Source organism: uncultured Stenotrophomonas sp. (assembly GCF_963519125.1).
Lineage (GTDB): Bacteria > Pseudomonadota > Gammaproteobacteria > Xanthomonadales > Xanthomonadaceae > Stenotrophomonas.
Genome location: NZ_CAUQLJ010000015.1, coordinates 18684 through 41495 on the forward strand (window position 1 = coordinate 18684; position 22812 = coordinate 41495).

General features: G+C 67.8%; 24 protein-coding genes. 13 read left to right on the forward strand and 11 right to left on the reverse strand.

Annotated features, from left to right (window positions below):
- Window positions 1–9: 9 nt before the first annotated feature.
- Window positions 10–567, reverse strand: a complete 558-nt coding sequence (locus tag RYM47_RS13690) for a TlpA disulfide reductase family protein (protein ID WP_315388617.1) — start codon at window positions 565–567, stop codon at window positions 10–12.
- Window positions 564–1838, reverse strand: coding sequence for a YihY family inner membrane protein (locus tag RYM47_RS13695; RefSeq protein ID WP_315388618.1), 1275 nt, complete (start codon window positions 1836–1838; stop codon window positions 564–566). The genes RYM47_RS13690 and RYM47_RS13695 overlap by 4 nt, the downstream gene beginning before the upstream one ends.
- Before the next feature lie 73 nt (window positions 1839–1911).
- Between RYM47_RS13695 and wrbA the strand changes: the two genes are divergently transcribed.
- From wrbA to RYM47_RS13710, 3 genes are all read left to right on the forward strand, one after another.
- Window positions 1912–2502: an NAD(P)H:quinone oxidoreductase gene (wrbA, locus tag RYM47_RS13700; protein ID WP_315388619.1), complete on the forward strand. Its 591-nt coding sequence runs from the start codon at window positions 1912–1914 to the stop codon at window positions 2500–2502.
- Window positions 2499–2837, forward strand: coding sequence for a DUF2069 domain-containing protein (locus RYM47_RS13705; protein ID WP_315388620.1), 339 nt, complete (start codon window positions 2499–2501; stop codon window positions 2835–2837). The genes wrbA and RYM47_RS13705 overlap by 4 nt, the downstream gene beginning before the upstream one ends.
- Before the next feature lie 71 nt (window positions 2838–2908).
- Entirely contained in the window at window positions 2909–3394 is a 486-nt protein-coding gene (locus tag RYM47_RS13710; RefSeq protein ID WP_102946459.1) for an asparaginase domain-containing protein, read from the forward strand.
- A gap of 54 nt (window positions 3395–3448) precedes the next feature.
- Here RYM47_RS13710 and RYM47_RS13715 read toward each other — a convergent pair whose 3' ends face one another.
- From RYM47_RS13715 to sufT, 3 genes are all read right to left on the reverse strand, one after another.
- Complete coding sequence (locus RYM47_RS13715) at window positions 3449–5188, reverse strand: S8 family peptidase (protein WP_315388621.1); 1740 nt, start codon at window positions 5186–5188, stop codon at window positions 3449–3451.
- A gap of 480 nt (window positions 5189–5668) precedes the next feature.
- Window positions 5669–6766 (reverse strand): branched-chain amino acid aminotransferase, encoded by a 1098-nt coding sequence (locus tag RYM47_RS13720; protein ID WP_315388622.1) that lies wholly within the window; start codon window positions 6764–6766, stop codon window positions 5669–5671.
- A 59-nt stretch (window positions 6767–6825) separates the two neighbouring features.
- Window positions 6826–7377 (reverse strand): putative Fe-S cluster assembly protein SufT, encoded by a 552-nt coding sequence (gene sufT, locus RYM47_RS13725; protein WP_005415385.1) that lies wholly within the window; start codon window positions 7375–7377, stop codon window positions 6826–6828.
- Between the two features lie 122 nt (window positions 7378–7499).
- On the opposite strand from sufT, the gene RYM47_RS13730 reads away from it, so the two are divergent.
- Window positions 7500–7919 carry a hypothetical protein gene (locus RYM47_RS13730; protein WP_019338129.1) on the forward strand — a complete coding sequence of 140 codons (420 nt, stop codon included), beginning with the start codon at window positions 7500–7502 and terminating at the stop codon, window positions 7917–7919.
- Between the two features lie 98 nt (window positions 7920–8017).
- Here the strand turns inward: RYM47_RS13730 and RYM47_RS13735 are convergent, their stop codons facing one another.
- Together RYM47_RS13735 and RYM47_RS13740 are read right to left on the reverse strand one after the other, a co-directional pair.
- The gene (locus tag RYM47_RS13735; RefSeq protein ID WP_315388623.1) at window positions 8018–9472 is read right to left on the reverse strand and encodes an NAD(P)(+) transhydrogenase (Re/Si-specific) subunit beta; all 1455 of its coding nucleotides are present in this window, start codon (window positions 9470–9472) and stop codon (window positions 8018–8020) included.
- The gene (locus RYM47_RS13740) at window positions 9469–9777 is read right to left on the reverse strand and encodes an NAD(P) transhydrogenase subunit alpha (protein ID WP_070209342.1); all 309 of its coding nucleotides are present in this window, start codon (window positions 9775–9777) and stop codon (window positions 9469–9471) included. The genes RYM47_RS13735 and RYM47_RS13740 overlap by 4 nt, the downstream gene beginning before the upstream one ends.
- Before the next feature lie 79 nt (window positions 9778–9856).
- Between RYM47_RS13740 and RYM47_RS13745 the strand changes: the two genes are divergently transcribed.
- Genes RYM47_RS13745 through RYM47_RS13755 form a run of 3 tightly spaced genes read left to right on the forward strand, consistent with a single transcriptional unit; the run spans window position 9857 to window position 11231 of the window.
- Window positions 9857–10471: an RNA polymerase sigma factor gene (locus RYM47_RS13745; RefSeq protein WP_315388624.1), complete on the forward strand. Its 615-nt coding sequence runs from the start codon at window positions 9857–9859 to the stop codon at window positions 10469–10471.
- 8 nt (window positions 10472–10479) lie between these two features.
- The gene (locus tag RYM47_RS13750; RefSeq protein ID WP_315388625.1) at window positions 10480–10797 is read left to right on the forward strand and encodes a hypothetical protein; all 318 of its coding nucleotides are present in this window, start codon (window positions 10480–10482) and stop codon (window positions 10795–10797) included.
- A 2-nt stretch (window positions 10798–10799) separates the two neighbouring features.
- Window positions 10800–11231 carry a DUF3106 domain-containing protein gene (locus tag RYM47_RS13755; RefSeq protein ID WP_315388626.1) on the forward strand — a complete coding sequence of 144 codons (432 nt, stop codon included), beginning with the start codon at window positions 10800–10802 and terminating at the stop codon, window positions 11229–11231.
- A gap of 10 nt (window positions 11232–11241) precedes the next feature.
- Here RYM47_RS13755 and RYM47_RS13760 read toward each other — a convergent pair whose 3' ends face one another.
- Window positions 11242–12324 (reverse strand): NAD(P) transhydrogenase subunit alpha, encoded by a 1083-nt coding sequence (locus RYM47_RS13760; RefSeq protein ID WP_315388627.1) that lies wholly within the window; start codon window positions 12322–12324, stop codon window positions 11242–11244.
- Between the two features lie 36 nt (window positions 12325–12360).
- Complete coding sequence (locus RYM47_RS13765) at window positions 12361–14670, reverse strand: DUF1631 domain-containing protein (RefSeq protein WP_315388628.1); 2310 nt, start codon at window positions 14668–14670, stop codon at window positions 12361–12363.
- Window positions 14671–15002: 332 nt separating this feature from the next.
- On the opposite strand from RYM47_RS13765, the gene RYM47_RS13770 reads away from it, so the two are divergent.
- Genes RYM47_RS13770 through RYM47_RS13785 form a run of 4 tightly spaced genes read left to right on the forward strand, consistent with a single transcriptional unit; the run spans window position 15003 to window position 17855 of the window.
- Window positions 15003–15578 carry a nitroreductase gene (locus RYM47_RS13770; RefSeq protein WP_315388629.1) on the forward strand — a complete coding sequence of 192 codons (576 nt, stop codon included), beginning with the start codon at window positions 15003–15005 and terminating at the stop codon, window positions 15576–15578.
- On the forward strand, window positions 15579–16520 hold the full coding sequence (locus RYM47_RS13775; RefSeq protein WP_315388630.1) for a 5'-3' exonuclease H3TH domain-containing protein: 942 nt from the start codon (window positions 15579–15581) through the stop codon (window positions 16518–16520).
- On the forward strand, window positions 16517–17068 hold the full coding sequence (locus RYM47_RS13780) for an NUDIX hydrolase (protein ID WP_315388631.1): 552 nt from the start codon (window positions 16517–16519) through the stop codon (window positions 17066–17068). Before RYM47_RS13775 ends, RYM47_RS13780 begins: the two co-directional genes overlap by 4 nt.
- Window positions 17061–17855, forward strand: a complete 795-nt coding sequence (locus tag RYM47_RS13785) for an N-formylglutamate amidohydrolase (protein ID WP_315388632.1) — start codon at window positions 17061–17063, stop codon at window positions 17853–17855. The genes RYM47_RS13780 and RYM47_RS13785 overlap by 8 nt, the downstream gene beginning before the upstream one ends.
- Before the next feature lie 408 nt (window positions 17856–18263).
- On the opposite strand, the gene pip is transcribed toward RYM47_RS13785, so the two are convergent.
- The gene (gene pip / locus RYM47_RS13790; RefSeq protein ID WP_315388633.1) at window positions 18264–19208 is read right to left on the reverse strand and encodes a prolyl aminopeptidase; all 945 of its coding nucleotides are present in this window, start codon (window positions 19206–19208) and stop codon (window positions 18264–18266) included.
- A gap of 55 nt (window positions 19209–19263) precedes the next feature.
- A complete protein-coding gene (gene prmC, locus RYM47_RS13795) occupies window positions 19264–20121 on the reverse strand; it encodes a peptide chain release factor N(5)-glutamine methyltransferase (RefSeq protein WP_315388634.1) in 858 nt (285 codons plus the stop codon).
- A 341-nt stretch (window positions 20122–20462) separates the two neighbouring features.
- Here prmC and ahpC point away from each other — a divergent pair, with 341 nt between their 5' ends.
- Window positions 20463–21026 (forward strand): alkyl hydroperoxide reductase subunit C, encoded by a 564-nt coding sequence (gene ahpC, locus RYM47_RS13800; RefSeq protein WP_315388635.1) that lies wholly within the window; start codon window positions 20463–20465, stop codon window positions 21024–21026.
- A gap of 153 nt (window positions 21027–21179) precedes the next feature.
- Window positions 21180–22772, forward strand: a complete 1593-nt coding sequence (gene ahpF, locus RYM47_RS13805) for an alkyl hydroperoxide reductase subunit F (RefSeq protein ID WP_315388636.1) — start codon at window positions 21180–21182, stop codon at window positions 22770–22772.
- Window positions 22773–22812 lie beyond the last annotated feature (40 nt).

Sequence of the window (22812 nt, forward strand, 5' to 3'; positions counted from 1 at the left end):
AGGCGCGGATTACGCGCCTTTCGCGATTTCCTTTTCGATGTCGGCCGCGGTGACCGGCCCCAGGAACTGCTTGGCAACCTTGCCGTCCGGGGCGATCAGATAGGTCATCGGCAGGCCGCGCGGCACGGCGAAATCTTCCGGCGGGTTGTAGGTGTCGACCAGCACGATCGGATAGGTGACCGGCAGCTTCTTCAGGAAGTCCTTCATCTCCGCCGGGTCGATGTCCTCGTAGGCCAGCCCGACCACCTCGATCTGCTCGCGCATCGCATGCAGGGCCGACAGCTCCGGCATTTCCTTGCGGCACGGCGCGCACCAGGTCGCCCAGAAGTTCACGACCACCCATTTGCCACGGTGTGCGGCGAGGTCGTAGGTAGTGCCGTCGAGGGCCGGCAACACCAGCCGCGGCTGCTCGGCGGTGGCGCGTTCCAGGTCGGGACTGGCGCTGTCGGCAGGTGCCGCCGGCTCGGTCACCGGCGCCGGCGCAGCGGCTTCGGGTTGCGGGGCGGGCTTGTTGCAGCCGGCCAGGGCCAGCAGGCCCAACGCAAGCAGCAGGGGCTTGGCGGTCATGGGGAATCTCCGTGGGGGGTATAGATGTCGCTGACGCGACGCTTGAGCAGCTCGCGCAGCGGCAGGCGCAACGCGTCCAGCGCCGCTACCGAGGCGATGCCCAGGCTGTCGTCGCGGTACGGCAGGTAGGCCTCCTTGACCGGGATGCGCAGCTGCGTGGATTCGTAGAGGTCGGCCAGGGTGAGCTTGTCCAGGTCGCGCGAAAGCAGCCATTCGCCCTGCTCGTCGCGGCGGACCACGCGGATCGCTTCCAGGTCGCAGAGCATGCTCTGCAGCAGCGAGTCGGTGAGCATCGGCTCCAGTCGCAGCACCGCGTCCTCGTCCAGGCCGCGCCCCTCCAGTCGGGCCTGGTGGAACCGCCCGATCAGGCGCAACAGGCCGTACAGCTCGTAGCCGGTGGGTAGCCGCAGGTCGGCCGGTTGATAGCGGAACGCCGCGATCGACGACGCCAGCGAGGCGCCAAGCAGCACCGAGACCCAGCACAGGTAGATCCAGAGCAGCAGGATCGGTACGAACGCCACCGTGCCGTAGAGCTTCTGATAGGACTGGAAGCTGCCCAGGTACGCGCCCATGCCCCACTTCACCAGCTCCAGCATCACCGCCGCCAGGATCGCGCCGGGAATGGCGTGGCGCCACTTCACCGTGTGGTGCGGTACCACCCGGTACACCAGCATGATGCAGACGAACTCGATCAGGATCGGCGCCACGGTCAACGAGGCATCCGCGAGCAGGCGGCCCTCGCTGGTGCCGAACAGCGGCAGCGCGAACACGCGCGCGGACACGGCCAGCGAGGCGGCGGCCAGCATCGCGCCCAGGGTGAGCACGGTCCAGTACACCAGGAAGCGGGTGAGCTTGGGCCGGGTCGAGCTGACCCGCCAGATCTGGTTGAAGGTTTCTTCCACGCTGTTGAGGGTGATCAGCAGCGACACCACCAGCGCGATGAAACCGGCGGCCGTGAGCTGCCCGGCACTGGCCGAGAACTGGCGCAGGTAGCCTTCTGCGGCGCGGGCGGCGTTAGGCACGAAGTTGGAGAACACGTAGTCGCTGAGCGTGTCGCTCCAGCGGTCGAACACCGGGAACGCCGAGAGCACCCCGAACACCACGATCGCCAGCGGCACCAGCGCGAAGACCGTGGTGTAGGCCAGCGAGGCGGCGGCCTGGAACAGGCGGTCGTCCAGGAAGCGACGCCACAGGAAGCGACCGAAGCTGGCGGTGCGGGCCCGGTCGCGCCCGCGTTCCAGCCAGAGATTGAGGGTATCCAGGGGTTCCATCGGGGCAAGCGTACCTGAAGCGGGGTGGAGGCAATGCCATACTGCGGATCGGATGGGTCACAACGGAAGCGAGATGGCGGAGATTCTGGTGCTGTATTACAGCCGCGGCGGTTCGGTGGCGCGGCTTGCGCGCCAGATCGCGCGCGGCATCGGCGAAGTGCCGGGCATGAGCGCGCGCCTGCGCACGGTGCCGCCGGTGGCGGCAGTGACCCAGACCGCGCGCCCGCCGGTGCCCGAAGACGGTGCCCCGTACGTGAGCGTTGAGGACCTGGCCGAATGCAGCGGCCTGCTGCTCGGCAGTCCGACCCGTTTCGGCAACATGGCTGCGCCGGTCAAGCATTTCCTGGACGGGCTGGGCGCCGAGTGGGTCAATGGCACCCTCGCCGGCAAGCCAGCCGGTGTGTTCACCTCCACCGCCTCGCTGCACGGCGGGCAGGAATCCACGCTGCTGTCGATGCAGGTGCCGCTTCTGCACCACGGCTGCCTGATCGTGGGCATCCCCTTCACCGAACCGGCGCTCAGCCACACCACCACCGGCGGCACGCCCTATGGCGCGAGCCATGTCGCGGGCGCGGACGACAACCCGGTACCGAGCGAAGACGAAGCGGTGCTGGCCCGCGCGCTGGGCCGCCGCGTGGCCGACATCGCGCGGCGGTTGGGATGAGCGCGCGCGCGCAGAAGTGGACGTTGGCGGCGGTGCTGGTTGCGCTGGCGGCGGTGTTTGCGGCGTGGTTCGCACAGGACCGTCACTGGCTGGCCAGCCAGCTGGTCTTCACCCTGCCGCCGCTGCTGCTGGCCGTCGGGGTGCTGCTCGGCCGCGGCAAGGCGCCGTTCTGGGCCGGGGTGCTGGCCCTGTTCTGGTTCAGCCATGGCGTGATGAGTGCCTGGAGCCACCCGGAGACCGCGCACTGGGCGTGGGCGGAGCTGCTGTTGGCGCTGGCGGTGATCGGGGTGTCGAGTGCGCCGGGGCTGCGCAGGCGGTTCGGCCCGAAGGGTTGATGCCACGCGGTATCATGGCGGCCTGGCGCGGGACGTTCCGCGCGGCTCACGCTCACACCAGGATTGCTGCAATGGAAGAACTACTGATCATCACCACCGGTGGCACGATCGACAAGATCTACTTCGACGACAAGTCGGACTACCAGATCGGCGACCCCCAGATCGGCATGATCCTGCGCGAGCTGGGCGTGACGTTCCGCTTCAACGTGATTCCGATCCTGCGCAAGGATTCGCTGCACATCAGCGACGAGGACCGCGAGCTGATCCGCGCCACCATCGCCGCGCAGCCGACCCGCCATGTACTTGTTACCCATGGTACCGACTCGATGGTGCAGACCGGACGCGTGCTCAAGAGCATTCCCGACAAGACCATCGTGATGACCGGCGCGCTCAGCCCGGCCCGGTTCCGTGGTTCGGATGCCGAGTTCAACATCGGCTGCGCGATCGGCGCGGTGCAGTCGCTGCAGCCGGGCGTGTACATCGCCATGAACGGCCGCATCTGGAACCCGGAACACGTGCGTAAGAACGTGGCAGCCAACCGGTTCGAAGACGCATGATCGCGCGTCCATGAAAAAAGGCCCCGGCACTGCCGGGGCCTTTTTTTTCATCCATCAATATTGCGCGGTCAACGTCACGCCGGAGAAGGTGGTGTACGCCTTCACCCGTACATGCCAGGTGCCCGCCGCCGGAGCGGTGATCGTGCAGGTTTCGTTGTTGCCGCTCTGGTACGGGCGGCAGGCGTACACAGTGTCGGTCGGCGCGCTGCCCGAACGCACGTACAGGTCGGCGTCGCCCGTGCCACCGGCGATGGTCACCTTCAGCTGCGAACGCCCTGCCGGCACCGCGACCGTGTAGGCCAGGGACGCACCGCTGGACGCGCCCAGGCCGGTGACCGGCACGTTGTTCTGCAGGGTACCGTTGCCCGGGTTCGGGTTGGTCCCGCCCAGCGCTGCGGTCACCGCCGCATCGGCGTCGACGAGGCCCGCACCGCAGCCGCCGCTGCACGCGCCCGGCAGGGGACGTACGGTGTTCTTGAGCAGGGTTTCAACCGCCGCCGGCGACAGCGCGGTCGGCGCCACCGACTGCACCAGCGCGACCACGCCGGCCACGTGCGGGGCCGCCATCGAGGTGCCGTTGTACGAGGCGTACGACGCGCTGCCCGGCACCGTGGTGCCGCTGTTGAGCGTGGACAGGATCGCCGCGCCCGGGGCCGAGACGTCGATGCCGGCACCATAGTTGGAGAAGCTGGCGCGCGCACCGGCCGAGGTGGTGGCCGCCACCGCGACCACGTTGGCGCAGTTGGCCGGCACCGACGAGGACACATTGGTGTTGCTGTTGCCGGCCGCCACCACCACGGTGGTACCGCGCGACACCGCGCCGTTGATCGCGTTCTGGTAAGTGGCCGAGCAGGTGCCGCCGCCACCGAGCGACATGTTGATCACTTCGGCCGGGTTGGCATTGGCCGGGACGCCGCTGACGGTGCCGCCCGAGGCCCACACGATCGCATCGGCGATGTCGGAGGTGTAGCCGCCGCACTTGCCCAGCACGCGCACCGGCACGATCTTGGCGTTGTACGCGGTACCGGCCACGCCGGTGCTGTTGTTGGTCACTGCGGCGATCGTGCCGGCCACGTGGGTGCCGTGCCAGCTCGAGTTGGAGGCCGGATAGCCGGCGCCGCATTCGTTGGCGGCGTACCAGTCGCCTTCGTCGTTGGGGTTGTTGTCGCGGCCACCGCCGTCGCGCGCCATTGCGGCGTCGCTGATGAAGTCATAGCCGGGCAGGATGTTGGCGTTGAGGTCGGCATGGTTGGTGATGCCGGTGTCGATCACGGCCACCACCACGCCGGTGCCGGTGGCCTTGTCCCAGGCCGGGCGCACGTTGATCGAGGCGTTGCTGGTGCCGAAGCCCCACTGCTCGGACAGGCGCGCGTCGTTGGGGGTCAGCGTGGCGCGCATCAGCTGGTCGACCTCGACGTATTCCACGTTCGGGTCGGCGGCCAGGCGGCGCATCAGCAGTTCCGATTCCGCTGCGTCCAGCGGGCGGTCGGCCTTGACCACGGTCGGGCCGATGGCCAGGGTGCGCAGCTTCTGCAGGCCCAGCGCGCGGCCCTGGGCGGCGGGAACCGCGGCGGCGGCCGCTTTCAGTGAGCTGGCCAGTACGGTCGGGGTCGCCACGTCGGTGGCGCCGTCCCTGTATTTCACGATGAAGCGCTGGTGGGTCGGCGCGGAGGCCAGGCCGCTGAGCTGCACGTCGCCGGCAAACGCCGGGGCGGCCAGCAGCAGGGTCGAAAGAACAGAACCACCGAGTACAACCACTGCACGCCGATGCAGGCGCTGCGAATCATGAGACATCGGAATTCCCTTTAGGTCTGGAGAGGCCGTCAATGCGGCGAGGGTCGGTTCGATCGCGCTGTGGAGAGATGGCTTCAATCGAACCTGGAAGACGGAACGGTTTCCCCTGATGAACCGCCCGACACCGGACGCTAGTGGTTTCGCCCCACCCCAACAATGTTTCAGCCCGCTTTCAGGCTTGTGAAAAGTTCGATCTGAGACTTTTCGGGTCAAAGGTTTGTGAATGTGAAGAAACTATTGGGTAGGGGAATGGTCAACGCGCGTGTAATCCGTGTCCTGCGTCACTGTCTTGTGCGTCATTGGCAGGACATCGCTTGCGCAACAATGGGTTAGGCTGGTTTGGATCGTTCTGACGGGGGGTTTATCGGTAACGACGGAAGACGGTAGAGCCACGCCCTGCGCGGCTACCCGGCCATCCCGAACGAAAAAGGCCCGCCTGTTGCCAGGCGGGCCTCTCACATTCATCTATGGATTGGACGATCAGCCGTCCAGGCGCACCAGCCAGCCATGACGGTCCGGCAGGCGGCCGTACTGGATGTCGGTCAGTTCCTTGCGCAGCGACATGGTCACTTCGCCGGCCGGGGCATTGATGTCCCCCACCGAGAAGCCCTCGCCCTTCAGCTGGCCGATCGGGGTGACCACCGCTGCGGTGCCGCAGGCGAACACTTCGGCGATCTCGCCGGAGGCAACGCCATCCTTCCACTCGTCGATGCTGACCTTGCGCTCTTCGACCTTCATGCCGCGGTCGCGGGCCAGCTGCAGGATGCTCTCGCGGGTGATGCCCTCGAGGATGCTGCCCGAGAGCTGCGGGGTGACCAGCGTGCCGTCCTTGTAGACCAGGAACACGTTCATGCCACCCAGTTCTTCCAGGTACTTGCCTTCGACCGGGTCGAGGAACAGCACCTGCGAGCAGCCCTGTGCCTGCGCCTTCTGCTGCGGCAGCAGCGAGGCGGCGTAGTTGCCGCCGCACTTGGCGGCGCCGGTGCCGCCCTTGGCTGCACGCGCGTATTCGGTGGACAGCCAGATCGACACCGGGGCGACGCCCTTGGCGAAGTACGGGCCAGCTGGGCTGGCGATGACGTAGTAGCCGGCCTTGTGTGCGCCACGCACGCCGAGGAAGGCTTCGTCGCCGATCATGAACGGACGGAAGTACAGGCTCGACTCATCGGCCGACGGCACCCAGGCGCTGTCGACGGCGATCAGCTGCTTCAGCGATTCGACAAAGATCTCCACCGGCAGTTCCGGCAGCGCCAGGCGCTGTGCCGAACGCTGCAGTCGACGGCCGTTGGCATCCGGGCGGAAGGTCCAGATCGAACCGTCGGCATGGCGGTAGGCCTTGATGCCTTCGAAGATTTCCTGGCCGTAATGCAGCACGGCTGCAGCCGGGTCCAGCTGCAGCGGGCCGTAGGCGCGCACATTGGCGTTGTGCCAGCCGGTGTCCTTGTCCCAGCGCACTTCCACCATGTGGTCGGTGAAGTGCAGGCCGAAGCCCGGCTTCTCCAGGATCTGGGCGCGCTCTTCAGCGCTGCGCGGGTGGTCCGAACGGGTGACGGCGAAGCTGGGAATGGACTGGGACACCGGAGATTTCCTGTTCTGGTTGCGGGTAATGCCGGGCCCGCGTCACTGCGGGCCGTGGGTCAAAGCATGCCGGTCTCGAGCCGGGCCGCCTCGGACATCATGTGCTGGTTCCACGGCGGGTCGAACACCAGGTCGACGTCGGCCTCGGCCACCGTCGGGATCATTTCGAGCTTGCTGCGCACGTCGTCGACCAGGATCTCGCCCATGCCGCAGCCCGGTGCGGTCAGGGTCATCTTCACGTCGATCTCCCGCTTGCCTTCGTCCAGGTGCTTGATCTCGACTTCGTAGACCAGGCCCAGTTCGACGATGTTCACCGGAATTTCCGGGTCGAAGCAGGTGCGCAGCTGCTGCCATACCAGCTGTTCCACCTGTTCATCGGTGGCATCGGCGGGCAGTTCCAGCGGTGCCGGCGCCTCCTTGCCGATGGCGTCGCCGTCCTTGCCGGCGATGCGGAACAGGTTGCCCTCGACAAACACCGAATAACTGCCGCCCAGCGCCTGGGTGATGTACCCATAGCTGCCGGCAGGCAGGGTCACGGTGTCGCCCTGCGGGACCATCACGGCCTCGCAATCGCGTTCGAAGTGGACAGGTTCGCTGCTACGGGAATACATGGGGACCGATATGGGGCCGTGGCCGGGGCCACGCAAGACGGCATTCTAGCCCAGCCGCCCTGCGGCCGCCGGTGCACTGCGGCAAACCACAGTATCCTGTGGGTGATCTTCAGGGAGCTTCGATGTCCTCCAATGCCGCGCGTGCCAGGACCGTGACCTGGCTCTGGCCCCTCATGCTGTTGCTGGGTCTGGTTGTTGCTCCCCTTGCCTGGATGGTGCTGGCGCTGATGACCGGCCGGCAGGTCGGCTGGATGGCGGTACTGACCGCCCTGGAACTGGTGTTCATGCTGCGCATGGGTACGCTGGGCCCGGGCCGGTTGCGCATCGCGCTGGTCGTGCTGGGCACCCTGCTGGTGGCCGCCGTGGCCAACTGGGCCATCGCCAGCGCCTGGATGGGCGGCTCGATCGGGCTGGATCTGTGGGACGCCACGATGCGGATGGGCCCGCACCTGGCCTGGACCCTGATCACCCTCGCCAATGGCGCGATGGAGTGGCTGTGGCTGGCCCTGGGCGTGGCCGTGGGCGCCTGGCTGGCGCGCTGACCGCGAGACTCACGCCACGCGTGGATGGCGGTAGTGCCGGCCGCTGGCCGGCAGAAGCGTGCGGACCAAGGTCCGCACCTACCGGATGCAGCCGGATCTCAATGCCCGCCGTCGAGCGCCTTCAGTTCGCTCACCAGCGAGGCTGCCGCTTCCGCACCGTCCCCGTACAGCATGCGGGTGTTGTCGGCGTAGAACAGCGCATTCTCGATGCCGGCAAAACCGGTGCCCTTGCCGCGCTTGATCACCACCACGTTGCGCGCGTTGACCACGTCCAGCACGGGCATGCCGTAGATCGGGCTGGCCGGGTCGGTGCGCGCCACCGGATTGACCACGTCATTGGCGCCGATCACCAGCGCCACGTCGGTGTTGGGGAATTCCGGGTTGATGTCGTCCATGTCGGCGATCAGGTCGTACGGCACCCCGGCTTCGGCCAGCAGCACGTTCATGTGCCCGGGCATGCGCCCGGCCACCGGGTGGATCGCGAACTTCACCTTGATGCCGCGCTCGATCAACCGCTGCGCCAGCTCCCACACCTTGTGCTGGGCCTGGGCCACGGCCATGCCGTAGCCCGGCACGATCACCACGCGTTCGGCAAAGGCCATCAGCGCGGCCACGTCGCTGGCCTCGATCGGCTTCTGGGAACCGCTGATCTCCTGCGCGGTGCCACCGCCCCCGAAGTTGGAGAACAGCACGCCACTGATCGGCCGGTTCATCGCCTTGGCCATCAGCCGGGTCAGCAGGATGCCGGCCGCGCCGACCATCATGCCAGCGATGATCAGCGCCTCGTTGCCCAGCACGTAGCCTTCGAACGCGACTGCCAAACCGGTGAACGCGTTGTACAGCGAGATCACTACCGGCATGTCGGCGCCGCCGATCGGCAGCGTCATCAGTACGCCCAGCGCCAGCGCGACCACGAAGAAGCTGATGATGGCGACCGGGCTCAGGCTGACCGCCGCCCAGATGCCCAGCACCACCATCGCCAGCGCCACCACCAGGTTGAACGCCTGCTGGCCGGGGAAGGTCACGCGCCGGTCGAGGCGTCCGTCCAGCTTGGCCCAGGCGATGATCGAGCCGGACAGCGAGACCGCACCGATGGCCGAGCCGATCACGGCGAGCGCCAGCACCGTGGCCGAGGGCTGGCGCGCGGCCAGCTCGGCAATGGCCTGTTCACTCCAATGCGTGGTATCGCGGTTGCCCAGGAACGAGAAGCGCAGCAGTTCCACCGCACCGATCGCCGCCGCCGAGCCGCCGCCCATGCCGTTGTACAGCGCCACCATCTGCGGCATGTCGGTGATCGCCACGCGCTTGGCCGACCACCAGGCCACGCCGGTGCCGATCGCCACGGCCGCCAGGATCAGCGGCACGTTGTGCAGGTCGGGCAGGAAGAACGTGGCCACGGTGGCGATCAGCATGCCCAGCCCGGCCCAGCGGATGCCGCTGCGCGCGGTCATCGGCGAGGCCATGCGCTGCAGGCCCAGCAGGAACAGCGTGGCGGCGACCAGGTAGCTCACCTGCACCAGCCACTGCAGCAGTTGCGCGGTGGAGACGTTCAAGGCGCCTTCTCCCCGCTGTCGCGCTTCTGGCTGGGCTTGAACATGTCCAGCATGCGTTCGGTCACCACGTAGCCGCCGGCGGCATTGCCCGCGCCCAGCACCACGGCGATGAAGCCGATGATCTTCTCCAGCGGGGTCTGCGCGTGGCCCAGCACCACCATCGCACCGATCAGCACGATGCCGTGGATGAAGTTGGACCCGGACATCAGGGGGGTGTGCAGGATCACCGGCACCCGCGAAATGATCACGTGGCCTGCGATCGCGGCCAGCATGAAGATGTACAACGCCACGAACCCGTCGCTCATTGCAGTCCCTCTCCCAGGCGGTTTTCCCGTCCCTGCATCATAACCATGCGCTGAACCGTTCTGCAGGCGCGGTCAACCGATGCCGCGCCGGGACGTTCTCACCGTGTCCCCCCTGCGCGAGCGCTACCCTGTGCTGGTGAGCCCTTCCCTGCCGACCCTGCCCGACGATGCCGACGCCGCGCTGCCGGTGTCGCTGGACGCCTTCCTGGCCGGGATCGGCCCGCGTGCGTTCCGCTTCGCCGAAGCCGGCCTGCGCCAGCGCGACGACGCGCTGGATGCGGTTCAGGACGCGATGCTGCGCATGCTGACGTACCGGGAAAAGCCGGCCGGCGAGTGGTCGCCGCTGTTCTGGAGCATCCTGCGTCGCCGCGTGGTCGACCTGCAGCGGCGCCGCAGCTTCCGGCTGCGCTTCTGGCGCAGCAGCGACGAAGAAGGTGCCGAGCATGATATCGACTGGGCCGACCCCGGCCCGGGCCCGGCCCAGGCGCACGAACAGCGCGACCAGTACGCGGCGCTGGTCAAGGCACTGCGCGAGCTGCCCGCCCGGCAGCGCGAGGCCTTCAGCCTGCGGGTACTGCAACAGCTGGACGGCGCCACCACCGCCGCGGCCATGGGCTGCAGCGAAGGCGCGGTCAAAACCCATCTTTCGCGCGCCCGGCAGGCGCTGCAGCAGCACCTGGAGATCGAACTGTGAGCCGCCCCGTGTCTTCCCGCCTTCCCGATGATGCCGCCCTGCAACAGCTGCACGCGCAGGCCGTGCGCCAGGTGTCGCCGGCCACGCTGGCCCGCCTGCGTACTGCCCGGCATGCATCGCAGCGCCCACGCCACCACGGCTGGTGGCTGGCCACCGCCGCCTCGCTGGTGGTCGCGCTGGGTCTGGGCATCAGCTTCACCGCCCATCCGCCGCTGGCGCCGCCGGTACAGGTGGCGGCTACCCTCGCCGATGACAGCGACGCGCTGCTCGACGAGAATCCCGATATGTACGTGTGGCTGGGCGCCACCGACCTGGCAATGGAGTGAACATGAAACCGCGACTGATCCTGGCGCCGGTGCTGCTGGCGCTGAGCGCAACCAGCTGGGCCCAGACTTCGGCGTTGCCGGAATGGGACAAGCTCACCCCGCAGCAGCGCGAAGCGCTGGTTGCGCCGGTGCGCGACCGCTGGAACAACGCCGCCCCGCCGCAGCGCGAACGCATGCTGCAGCATGGCCAGCGCTGGCAGGACATGACCCCCGAGCAGCGCGAGCTGGCCCGGCGTGGACGCCACCGCTTCGAGAACATGAGCCCGGAGCAGCGCGAGCAGGCGCGCGCATTGTTCGCGCAGATGCGGCAGATGACCCCCGCCCAGCGCGATGCGTTGCGCGCACGGTGGGAAAAGATGACCCCGGAGCAGCGGCAGGACTGGTTGAAGGCCAATCCGGTGAAGGACGTGCCGCCGCCGGCATTGCCGCGCTGACGGGCTGACCTCAGCCCGCCACCCAACGCGTCTTCGCCAGCAGCTCGTCGTCCCAATCAAACGCCACCGCGCCGTCCTTCAGGAACAGCGCCACGAAGTTGTACAGGTTGCGCGCATACATCTCGCTGGCATGCACCGCGCCTTGGCTGGCCAGGTTCAACGGCCCGTCCACCAGCACCCCGTCGACCTCGACCGTCTCGCCCGGCCGCGTCGCTTCGCAATTGCCACCGGTCTCCGCCGCCAGGTCCACGATCACGCTGCCCGGGCGCATGCCCTGCACCATCGCGCGGGTCACGATCTTCGGCGCCGGCCGACCCGGCACCGCCGCCGTACAGATCACCACGTCCACCAGCCGCAGATGCTCGCCCAGCCGGCGCTGCTGCTCGCCGCGCTCGTCGTCAGTCAGCGGCCGCGCATAGCCGCCCTCGCCCACCGCATGGACGCCAAGGTCGAGGAACTTGCCGCCCAGCGATTCAATCTGCTCGCGGGTTTCTGGCCGCACGTCGAAGCCTTCCACCTGTGCGCCCAACCGGCGCGCCGTGGCAATCGCCTGCAACCCGGCCACGCCCGCGCCCACCACCAGCACCCGCGACGGCCGGATCGTACCGGCGGCCGTGGTCAGCATCGGGAAGAAGCGCGGCGCCAGCTGCGCCGCGATCAGCGTGGCCTTGTAACCGGCCATGCCCGCCTGCGAACTCAGCACATCCATCGACTGCGCACGCGTGGTGCGCGGCAGCCGCTCCAGCGGGAACGCCTGCAGCCCGCGTGACTGCATCATGCCCGCCCGTTCGGCATCGGCCTGTGGATGCAGCATGCCAACCAGCGCGGCGCCATTCTTCAACTGCGCCAAGCGCGCCGTTTCCGGTGGTTGCACGCACAGGACGATATCGGCCTGGCTCAAACGTGCGTCGTCGGCCAGCTGCGCCCCGACCTCCAGGTACGCCCCATCGGGAAACCCCGCTGCGCGTCCGGCGCCTGGTTCAAACCAGACGGTGGCGCCCAGCGCGATCAGCTTGCGCGCCGTCTCCGGCGTCATCGCCACGCGCCGTTCCCCCGGCGAACGTTCCCGTACCACCAACACCTCGACAGCCATGCACGACCCCGGGTAGCGGAATAGAGGTCGATCCTATCAGTGAACGGTGGCGCCCTTGGTATCCAGGCGGTCGATCACGCCCTGCATGGCGCTGTCGAAGGCGCCATCGTCGATGTGGGCGCGCAGGCGACCCAGCCGCACCATGACCGCCAGCTCTTCCGGCGAGGCCACGCAGAAGCGGACGCCGCGGCGGTTCACGAACAGCAGGCGCTGGGAAATCGGGCTGACCCACGACAGCTTGCCCGCCTGCACCTTGCCATCCTTGTCCACGAAGTCCAGCCAGCTGCCGATCTCCAGACCACGGAAGCGGTCCGCATCGGCATTGTCGAAATCGGTCACGTCGACCTTGCCGCCGAGCTCCACGCCGGCGCTCTCCGCCGCCGGCGGCGCCGGCAGCACCACCTGCGGCAGCTCCGGCAGCGCGCGCTCCAGCTCCGGCCGCGACTCCGCGATCGACTGCAGCGTGTCGTGCAGCGTATCGATCGCCGCACTGGCCCCATCGGCATGCACGCCCACGCTCGCAAACACCTTGCGCAGCACCGGGTGCCACGCCTGCAGCCACGGCTTGCCGACCACGTGTCGGCGGGCCTCGGACACCTCTTCCAGCACCCCGTCCGCCAACGCCAGCGCCTCGCTCACCGAGGCGCCATCGTCGCCCTCGCGCAGGACCGCCAGGGTCAGATGGTGCTGCCACGGCTGGCGCAGGAACTCGCCAATCGCCTGCGGCAGGGTGGTGTCGGCAATCCGCCAGTCCAGTTCCGAGGCCGCACGGGTGCGTGCCACCTCCAGCTTTTCCTGCCCGCGCTGGGTTTCCGCCGCGCGGCGCTCGGCGATCTCGATGCGGCGCCGATGCTGGGTCAGGAAGTCCCGGAATTCTTCCTCCAGGGTCAGGAAGATCGCCAGGTTCTCGTTGAACTCCGCCACCAGCCGCTCGATGATTTCCTCGACCTTGCCCATCAGCACGCGCTCGGCCTGGCTCTCGCCGGTGTTGCCCTCGCAGGCCTCGGCCAGCGAATTGAGCAGCTTGCGCGCCGGATGGGTCTTCTGCACGAACATGCGGCGGTCCAGCATCGCCACCTTCACGAACGGCACCACCAGCCGGCCGATCAGCTCGCGCGAGCGACCTTCCAGGTCGCGCTCGTCCAGCATCACGTCGAACAGCATGCCGACCAGGTCGATCGCGTCCTCGTCCTGCGGATCCAGCCGCGCCTGCGACGGGTCCACGCCGAGCCGGGTGGCACCCGAAAGCACTTCGCTCTTCAACCGCTGCGCCAGCGACTCGCCGTCTTCGCCAATCGCCGCGCGCAGCGTCGCGCTCGGCGTGGCCTGCAGCAGCGACAGCACCGACATCATTTCGCGCTGGCTGAGCGGGCGCTGCTGGCCCACCGCCACGCTCGCCGCCGAGGTCGCGTCTTCGCGCACATGACGGGTCTGCTGCAACAGCTCGTGCAGCGCTTCCAGCAGCATGCCCTGGTTGCCACTCATGCCATCGGCGCCATCGCCGGCCTGGTCATGCGCGGCCTGCGCCGACTGCATGCGTCCCCGGCTTGCCGCCCAGCGGTTGGCGAAGCGTTGGGCCCAGGCTGGGGCGGCGCCATCGTCGGCGGCAGACTGCTGGTTTTCCAGCGCGTCGACCAGGTCGTCCAGCTCCTGCCGCGGCGACGGCGGGCGTGGCGCCGGGCGACGCGGCGCGGCCATCTGCGGCATCACGCCAGCCGCAGCCAGTTGCTCGTCCAGCTTCTCGTAGCGCTTGCCGATCGGCCCGTGCAGGTCCCGCTCGCACAGCTTGATCAGCACCAGCCGCACTTCCGGGGCCAGTTCGCACCCGGCGAACGCCTCATGGATGGCCACGCCGATATGCTCAGGGCTGATCGGATTGGTGTCTGCATCCAGTTCCAGCCCCCCGGCGATCCAGCCGAGGCGGCGGTCGAGCCGTCCCAGCACCGGCTTCCAGTCGCGCAGAAGCACGGTGGCGAAGTTGCGCACCGCCAACCGCGATTCCAGCACGTGTTCGGGGACCAGGCTCAGCCCTTCTTCGACCTGCCCGGCGAGGGTCGCTTCGGCCGACAGCGGCTCGCCGCGTTCCAGCGCGGCCCAGGCCTGGGTGAGGTGGTCACGGAAGCCGGCCACGATCTCCTCGCGGCGCCGACGCAGTTCGCGCATGCCATCCAGGAACAGCAGCTGCGACGAACCGGCCGTGCCGGCACGGTCGAACAGCACGTCGTCGAAGCGGGCCAGCACGGTCGCGAACGACTCGGCCAGGCCCGGCAGGGCGGCCTCGCGCGCAAGCTTCAACAGCGCCGGGTCGCGACCCGGTTGCCCCGGATTGGTGGGCGTGGCGATCATGCGAAAAGGCTCCCCACCCTCGCTGGTACAGGATGCAGCATGGATAAGACCGGAGCGGGCGTCCCCAAGACGCCAGCACACGGATGGTAGGACGCCCCGCCCGTGCGGGACAGTGATTCAGTCCGCACTTTCAACCTCGTGGTGGGGGTACTGACAGGCCTCGTATCGTAAGGCCAGCGCGGGTTGGAAGCGAGTACAGGGATCTGAAGGAGGCCCACTAATTAAGTGCGGTTCATCACACTTTGTCGCAAATGGGCCGGAGATGGCCCAAAGCCGTGTCACAAAGCGCCGCGACTATACTCAGGGCACTCCAACGCCTGACCCGTGATCCCATGCTCGACTCCCCCGCGCTGCACGCCCTGGACGCCCGCCGTTCGGTCCCCGCCCTGCAACTGGGCGCCCCCGGACCGGACCCGGCGACCCTGCAGCGCATGCTGGCCTCGGCCGTGCGCGTGCCTGACCACGGCAAACGGGTGCCGTTCCGCTTCCTGCGCATTGCCGGTGAAGCCCGCCATTCCTTGGGCGACTTCCTGGCCCGGCGCAGCCGCGAGCGCGACCCGACCGCGTCCGACGCCCAGGTCGACAAGGACCGGCAGCGCTTTTCGCACGCCCCGCTGATCATCACCGTCATCGCCAGCCCCACGCCGAGCCCCAAGGTGCCGGAGCAGGAGCAGATGATGACCGCTGCCTGCGTCTGCTTCGCCCTGCTCCAGGCCGCCCAGGCGCTGGGTTTCGGCGCGCAGTGGCTGACCGCGTGGATGGCCTTCGACCCGGCCGTGCATGCCCACCTGGGCCTGGCCGCGCACGAGCGGATCGCCGGCTTCATCCATATCGGGACCCCGCTGATCGAGGTCCCGGAGCGCGAGCGCCCGGACCCGGCCGCGCTGCTGCAGGATTGGGTGGGCTGAGTGTCCGACCTCGTTCCCGTGCGCACGCCGCTGTATCTGGTCGACGCCAGCCTGTACGTCTTCCGCGCCTGGCATTCGATGCCTGACGAGTTCCAGGACCAGCAGGGCTGGCCGACCAACGCCGTACACGGTTTTGCAAGGTTCCTGCTGGACCTGCTCGAACGCGAGCGGCCCCGGCACATCGCCATTGCCTTTGATGAAGCGCTGGACAGCTGCTTCCGGCATGGCCTGTACGCGGCCTACAAGGCCAACCGCGATCCGGCGCCGGAAGCGCTGCGCCGCCAGTTCGCGCACTGCAAGGCGCTGTGCCTGGCGCTCGGCCTGCCGGTACTGGCCCATCGCGAATACGAAGCGGACGACCTGATTGGAAGCGCCCTGCACGCGCGTCGCCCGGCCAACATGCGCGGGGTGATCATTTCGGCCGACAAGGATCTGTCGCAGCTGTTGTTCGAGCATGACGAACAGTGGGACTACGCGCGCAACCAGCGCTGGGGCATGGCCGGGGTCAAGGCACGCCACGGCGTGCACGCGCACCAGATCGCGGACTACCTGGCGCTGTGCGGCGATGCGGTCGACAACATCCCGGGCGTTACCGGGGTCGGCGCAAAGTCCGCCGCCGTGCTGCTGGCTCACTTCGGCAGCCTGGACGTCCTGTACGAGCGCCTGGACGAAGTACCGTTCCTGCGCCTGCGCGGCGCGGCGCAGATGGCGGTGCGGCTGCGCGAGCAGCGCGAGCATGCGCTGCTGTGGCGGCAGCTGACCACGATCGCGCTGGACGCGCCACTGGACGCGCTGCAGGCCGACTTCAGCCGTGCCAGCGCCGACGCGCAGATGCTGCAGGGCCTGTGCGACGCGCTGCGCTTCGGCCCGCTGACCCGGCGCCGGCTGTTTGCCGCGGCGGGCCTGTCCGACCATTCCTCACCTGCCAGCGAGTTCGCATGAGTCCCAACACGCAAGCCCCGAAGGTCGTCTACGAAGGCAAGTACCAGCGCATGGTGGTGCGCGGCAGCTGGGAGTACAGCGAGCGCACGCACGCCGGTGGGTTGGCGGCGATCATCATCGCGGTCACGCCGGAGGACAACGTGCTGTTCGTGGAACAGTTCCGGGTGCCGGTGCAGGCCAGGACCATCGAGATGCCGGCCGGCCTGGTCGGCGACATCGATGCGGGCGAGTCGATTGAAGTGTCTGCGGTGCGCGAGCTGGAGGAAGAGACCGGCTGGACCGCCGAACACGCCGAGGTGCTGATGATCGGGCCGACCTCGTCCGGCGCGAGCAGCGAGAAGATCGCGTTCGTGCGCGCTACCGGCCTGCGGAGGGTCGGGGAAGGCGGCGGCGATGCCAGTGAGGACATCACGGTGCACGAGGTTCCGCGCGCCCGCGCGGCGGCGTGGCTGGTGGAGAAGATTGGCCAGGGCTACGAGCTGGACGCGAAGCTGTGGGCGGGCCTGTGGATGATCGAACATCACCTGGACGGTACGCCGCGTGGCTGATTCAGGCGACCAGGCGCTGCCGGCGCTGCTGGGAAGCGACGATCCGGGGATCTACACGATCCACCGGGCCGAGGGCGCTTCGCCGTACGTATTGCTGGCCGACCATGCGGGCCAGCGGGTGCCGCGTGCGCTGCAGGGCTTGGGCTTGCCGCAGGCGGAGCTGGACCGCCATATCGGCTGGGACATCGGGATTGCCGGGGTCACGCGTGCGTTGTCGGAGCGGCTGGATGCGTGGGCGATCGAGCAGACGTATTCACGGCTGCTGATCGACTGCAACCGGCCGCTGGCGTCGCCCACGCTGATCCCGGAGATCAGCGATGGCACGGTGATTCCGGGCAATGCGGGTCTTTCGGATGCCCAGCGCCAGCAGCGCATCGACGCCATCCATGCGCCGTATCACGCGCGCATCGAAGCGGAGCTTTCAGCGCGCGCGAGCGCCCGCCGTCCCACCCTGTTGGTGATGATGCACAGCTTCACTCCGGTGATGAACGGCATGCAGCGCCCGTGGCATGCGGGCGTGCTGTACCACCGCGACACGCGGTTCGCGCATGCCCTGTTGCAGGCATTGCGCGATGAAGGCGATCTGGTGGTGGGCGACAACGAACCCTACTCGGTCAGCAGCACCAGCGATTACGCGGTGCCGGTGCATGGCGAAGGCCGTGGGTTGGTGCATGTGGAGCTGGAGATCCGGCAGGATCTGATTGCGGATGCGGCTGGGCAACACGCCTGGGTCGAGCGGTTGGCGCGGGTGTTTGGTGCGTTGGAGCCTCGGTTGACTGCGCTGTAGTCGCTGTTGCCGGTAGAGCCGGGCTCTGCCCGGCTGCTGTTGGATTCTGGCGAACAGCTGAGGTCTGCGAGGATTCCCTGGTCAGGGCCGTCGGGGGCAGGCCTGCGGGGGACGCCGTGAATCCGTCCATGGAGGCTAAGTCGCCGCTTGCACGTGTTCGCTGTCCTGCGCACACGGCAAGACCGGGGTTGGGCTCCTGCCCAACCCGTCCGGCGCATGCGCCCGACCCATGCGGCTCATTCCCCCGCAAACCTACCCCCGACGACCCTCCGATAGATTGCTGGTGGCCACGACAAACGCGGGCACCGGCCGTTGGCCGGTGACTGGGCTCCGTTTCGTTTCCAGTCGTTACCGGGCGTTGAGCCGTTCATGGCGGTTGTTTGGGAACCAACCCTACCGAAGCGCGACTCAACCCGCGAAGCGATCCGTGGCGCGCACCAGTGCGTCGATGTTTTCCGCTTCGAACGCCGAGTGACCCGACGCCGGGCTGATTTCCAGCGTGGACTTCGGCCAGGCCTTGTGCAGTTCCCAGGCGTTCTGCAGCGGGCAGACCACGTCATAGCGACCGTGCACGATCACGCCCGGGATGTCGGCGATCCTGTGTGCGTCGCGCAGCAGCTGCTCTTCGACCTCGAAGAAACCGCCGTTGACGAAGTAATGGTTTTCGATACGCGCGAATGCCAGCGCGAAGCGCGGGTCTTCATGGCTGTTCACGAAGTCCGCATCCACGTGCAGGAAACTGGTCGCTCCTTCCCACACGCTCCATGCCTTCGCTGCGGCCAACCGCGTCGCTTCGTCGTCGCTGGTCAGGCGACGATGGAAGGCCGAAATCAGGTCGTGGCGCTCCACCGCCGGAATCGGCGCCAGATAATGTTCCCACGCATCCGGGAACAGACGGTTGGCGCCTTCCTGGTAGAACCACTCCAGCTCCCAGCGGCGCAGCATGAAGATCCCGCGCAGCACCAGCTCGGTCACGCACAGCGGATGCGCCTGCGCATACGCCAGCGCCAGCGTCGATCCCCAGCTGCCGCCGAACACCTGCCAACGCTCCACCTTCAGGTGCTCGCGCAGCTTTTCGATGTCCGCCACCAGGTCCCACGTCGTGTTGTCGACCAGGTCCGCGTGTGGCGTGGAACGGCCCGCACCGCGCTGGTCGAACAGGATGATCCGGTACTTCGCCGGATCATGGAACTGCCGCATCTTGTCGCTGCAGCCGCCGCCCGGACCGCCATGCAGCATCACCACCGGCTTGCCGTGCGGATTGCCGCACTGCTCGAAATACAGCGTGTGCCGGTCGTCGACCTTCAGGCTGCCAACGTCGTAAGGGGTGATCGCGGGATACAGCGTGCGCATGGGCGGAGCTCCAGGTGGAATGACAGCCCGCCCGGCAACCAGCCGCAGCGGTCCCTCATTCTAACGTTGCCGGCCACCGGCCCAGGCTCACCCGGTCGCGCTGCTCCAGGTCCACCGCCGTGGCGACCTCCACGAATCCCGCGGCTTCCAACAGCGCGCGGATCGCATCGCCCTGGTCCCAGCCATGCTCCAGCAGCAACCAGCCCCCCGGTCGCAGGTGTGCTGCGGCGCCAGCGATGATGACCCGGATGTCGTCCAGCCCGTCGTCGCCCGACGCCAGCGCGCTGGCCGGCTCAAAACGCAGGTCGCCGCGCGCCAGGTGCGGATCGCCGCTGGCGATGTAGGGTGGGTTGCTCGCGATCAGGTCGAAGCGTTCCCCCGCCAGCGGCGCATGCCAGCTGCCCTCGCGGAATTCCACATTCTCCAGCTGATGCGTACGCGCATTGCCGGCCGCCACCGCCAGAGCCCCTGCGCTCATGTCCGTCGCAAGCACCCGCGCCTGCGGCCGCTCGCTGGCCAGCGCCAGCGCGATCGCACCGCTGCCCGTGCCGAGGTCGGCTACCCGCAGCGGCGTGCCCTCCGGCAACCGTTCCAGCGCCAGCTCCACCAGCCGCTCGGTTTCCGGGCGCGGAATCAGCGTGTCCGGACTGACCGCCAGGTCCAGGGTCCAGAACCCCCACCGGCCCAGCAGATAGGCCACCGGCTCACCCGCCAGGCGCCGCTGCAGCAGGCTCGCGAAGGCCGCCGCGCTGGCGGGATCGATGACGTCCGTCGCGTGCGCGAACAGCCACCCGCGCTCCCGCCCCAGCACGTGCAGCAGCAGCAGCTCGGCTTCATGCCGGCCCTCCACCCCCGGCAGGTCGCGGGCGGCGTCGGCGAGCAGCTGGCGGATCTCCTGGGAGGCGTGGGTCATGGCAGGGCCGGGGAACGGTGGGGGCGCAGTGTAGGCCAATGACGGCATCGCCCGACCACCGCGACACGGTGTCGCAGCCTCAGCACGCACCTGAAAGCCGGTTCAGCTTGGCCATCACACGGATAAGCAACAGCTATCACGGTTACCACGGCCGATTTTGGCAGAACCCTTGCACCGCAAGCCTTCTGCCCTGAAACACGCGCATCGTTCATTCGAGGATCAGCCCATTTCAATAGACTATGCCTATCGATTTGATGGAATCAATGCATTTTGCTTATCGGACGCGAGCCGCTAACCTGTGTTGGTCGCTTCACCCATCCCCTTCACCACGAGGAAATTCGATGTCGCTCATCAACACCCAGATCAAGCCGTTTGAAGCCAACGCCTACCAGAACGGCGAGTTCATCAAGGTTTCCGACGCCACCCTGAAGGGCCAGTGGTCCGTCCTGATCTTCATGCCGGCTGCCTTCACCTTCAACTGCCCGACCGAGATCGAAGACGCCGCCGACCATTACGCCGAGTTCAAGAAGGCCGGTGCCGAGGTCTACATCGTCACCACCGACACCCACTTCTCGCACAAGGTGTGGCACGAAACCTCGCCGGCCGTCGGCAAGGCCCAGTTCCCGCTGGTCGGCGACCCGACCCACCAGCTGACCAATGCCTTCGGCGTGCACATTCCGGAAGAAGGCCTGGCCCTGCGCGGCACCTTCATCATCAACCCGGAAGGCGTGATCAAGACCCTGGAGATCCACTCCAACGAGATCGCCCGTGACGTCTCCGAGACCCTGCGCAAGCTGAAGGCTGCCCAGTTCACCGCCGCCAACCCGAACCAAGTCTGCCCGGCCAAGTGGAAGGAAGGCGAAAAGACCCTGACCCCGTCGCTGGACCTGGTCGGCAAGATCTGACGCAACGCCCCATCCCCATTCCCGTTCCGACGGGAGTGGGGGTGAACCCAAGCCGGTGCACGCCGCGCCGGTTTGGGTTCTCCCCCATGCCGCCCAGATGTACCGTAGCGGTACGTCGACGCAGTTCCTTTGCCTGAATCAAGGAGTTTTTCGATGTTGGATGCCAACCTCCAGTCCCAGCTGAAGACCTACCTGGAACGCGTCACCCGCCCGATCCAGATCACCGCGCACGCCGACGACGGCGCCAAGTCGCAGGAAATGCTGGAGCTGCTCGAGACCCTGGTCGGCCTGTCCGGCCAGATCAGCCTGGACGTGCGCCGCGACGGCGCCGAGCGCACCCCCTCGTTCGCCCTGACCACGCCGGGCCAGGACATCCACCTTGCCTTCGCCGGGCTGCCGATGGGCCACGAGTTCACCTCGCTGGTGCTGGCCCTGCTTCAGGTCGGCGGCCATCCCTCCAAGGCCACCGCCGAAGTGATCGAGCAGGTGCAGGGCCTGGAAGGCGAGTTCAGGTTCGAAACCTACTTCTCGCTGTCGTGCCAGAACTGTCCCGACGTGGTCCAGGCGTTGAACCTGGCCGCGGTGCTGAATCCGCGCATCCAGCACGTGGCGATCGACGGCGCGCTGTTCCCGGCCGAAGTCGAAGCGCGCCAGATCATGTCCGTGCCCACCGTCTACCTCAACGGTGAAGTGTTCGACCAGGGCCGGATGAGCCTGGAACAGATCGTGGCCAAGCTCGACACCGGCTCGGCCAAGCGCGATGCCGCGAAGATCGCCGCCAAGGCACCGTACGACGTGCTGGTGATCGGCGGTGGTCCGGCCGGCGCCGCCGCGGCGATCTACGCCGCGCGCAAGGGCATCCGCACCGGCGTGGCCGCCGAGCGCTTCGGTGGCCAGGTGCTGGACACCATGGCGATCGAGAACTTCGTGTCGGTCAAGGAAACCGAAGGCCCCAAGCTGGCGATGGCGCTGGAACAGCATGTGCGCGAGTACGACGTGGACATCATGAACCTGCAGCGCGCCAGTGCCCTGGTGCCGGCCGGCGACGACGGCCTGGTCGAGATCAAGCTGGAGAACGGCGCGTCGCTGAAGTCACGCTCGGTGATCCTGTCCACCGGCGCGCGCTGGCGCCAGATGAACGTGCCCGGCGAAGACCAGTACCGCAACAAGGGCGTGGCCTACTGCCCGCACTGCGACGGTCCGCTGTTCAAGGGCAAGCGCGTTGCGGTGATCGGCGGCGGCAATTCCGGGGTGGAAGCGGCAATCGACCTGGCCGGTCTGGTGACGCATGTGACCCTGCTGGAATTCGACGACAAGCTGCGTGCCGACGAGGTGCTGCAGAAGAAGCTGCGCAGCCTCGGCAACGTCACCATCATCACCAGCGCGCTCACCCAGGAAGTGCTGGGCGACGGCCAGAAGGTCAACGGCCTGGTCTACAAGGACCGCGTGGGCGGCGACGCGCACCGGGTGGAGCTGGAGGGTGTGTTCGTGCAGATCGGGCTGCTGCCCAATACCGAATGGCTGAAGGATTCGGTGGCGCTGTCGCCACGCGGAGAAGTGGTCATTGACGACCGTGGCCAGACCAGTGTTCCGGGCGTATTCGCCGCAGGTGATTGCACAACCGTACCCTACAAGCAGATCATCATCGCCATGGGCGCAGGCTCGACCGCGGCGCTGAGCGCCTTCGATCACCTGATACGCACCAACGTTCCCAAGAGCAGCGGCGCTGTCGCCGAAGCTGCCTGAAACGTCAGGGTCCCCGGTTCGCCGGGGACCTTTTTGCCTG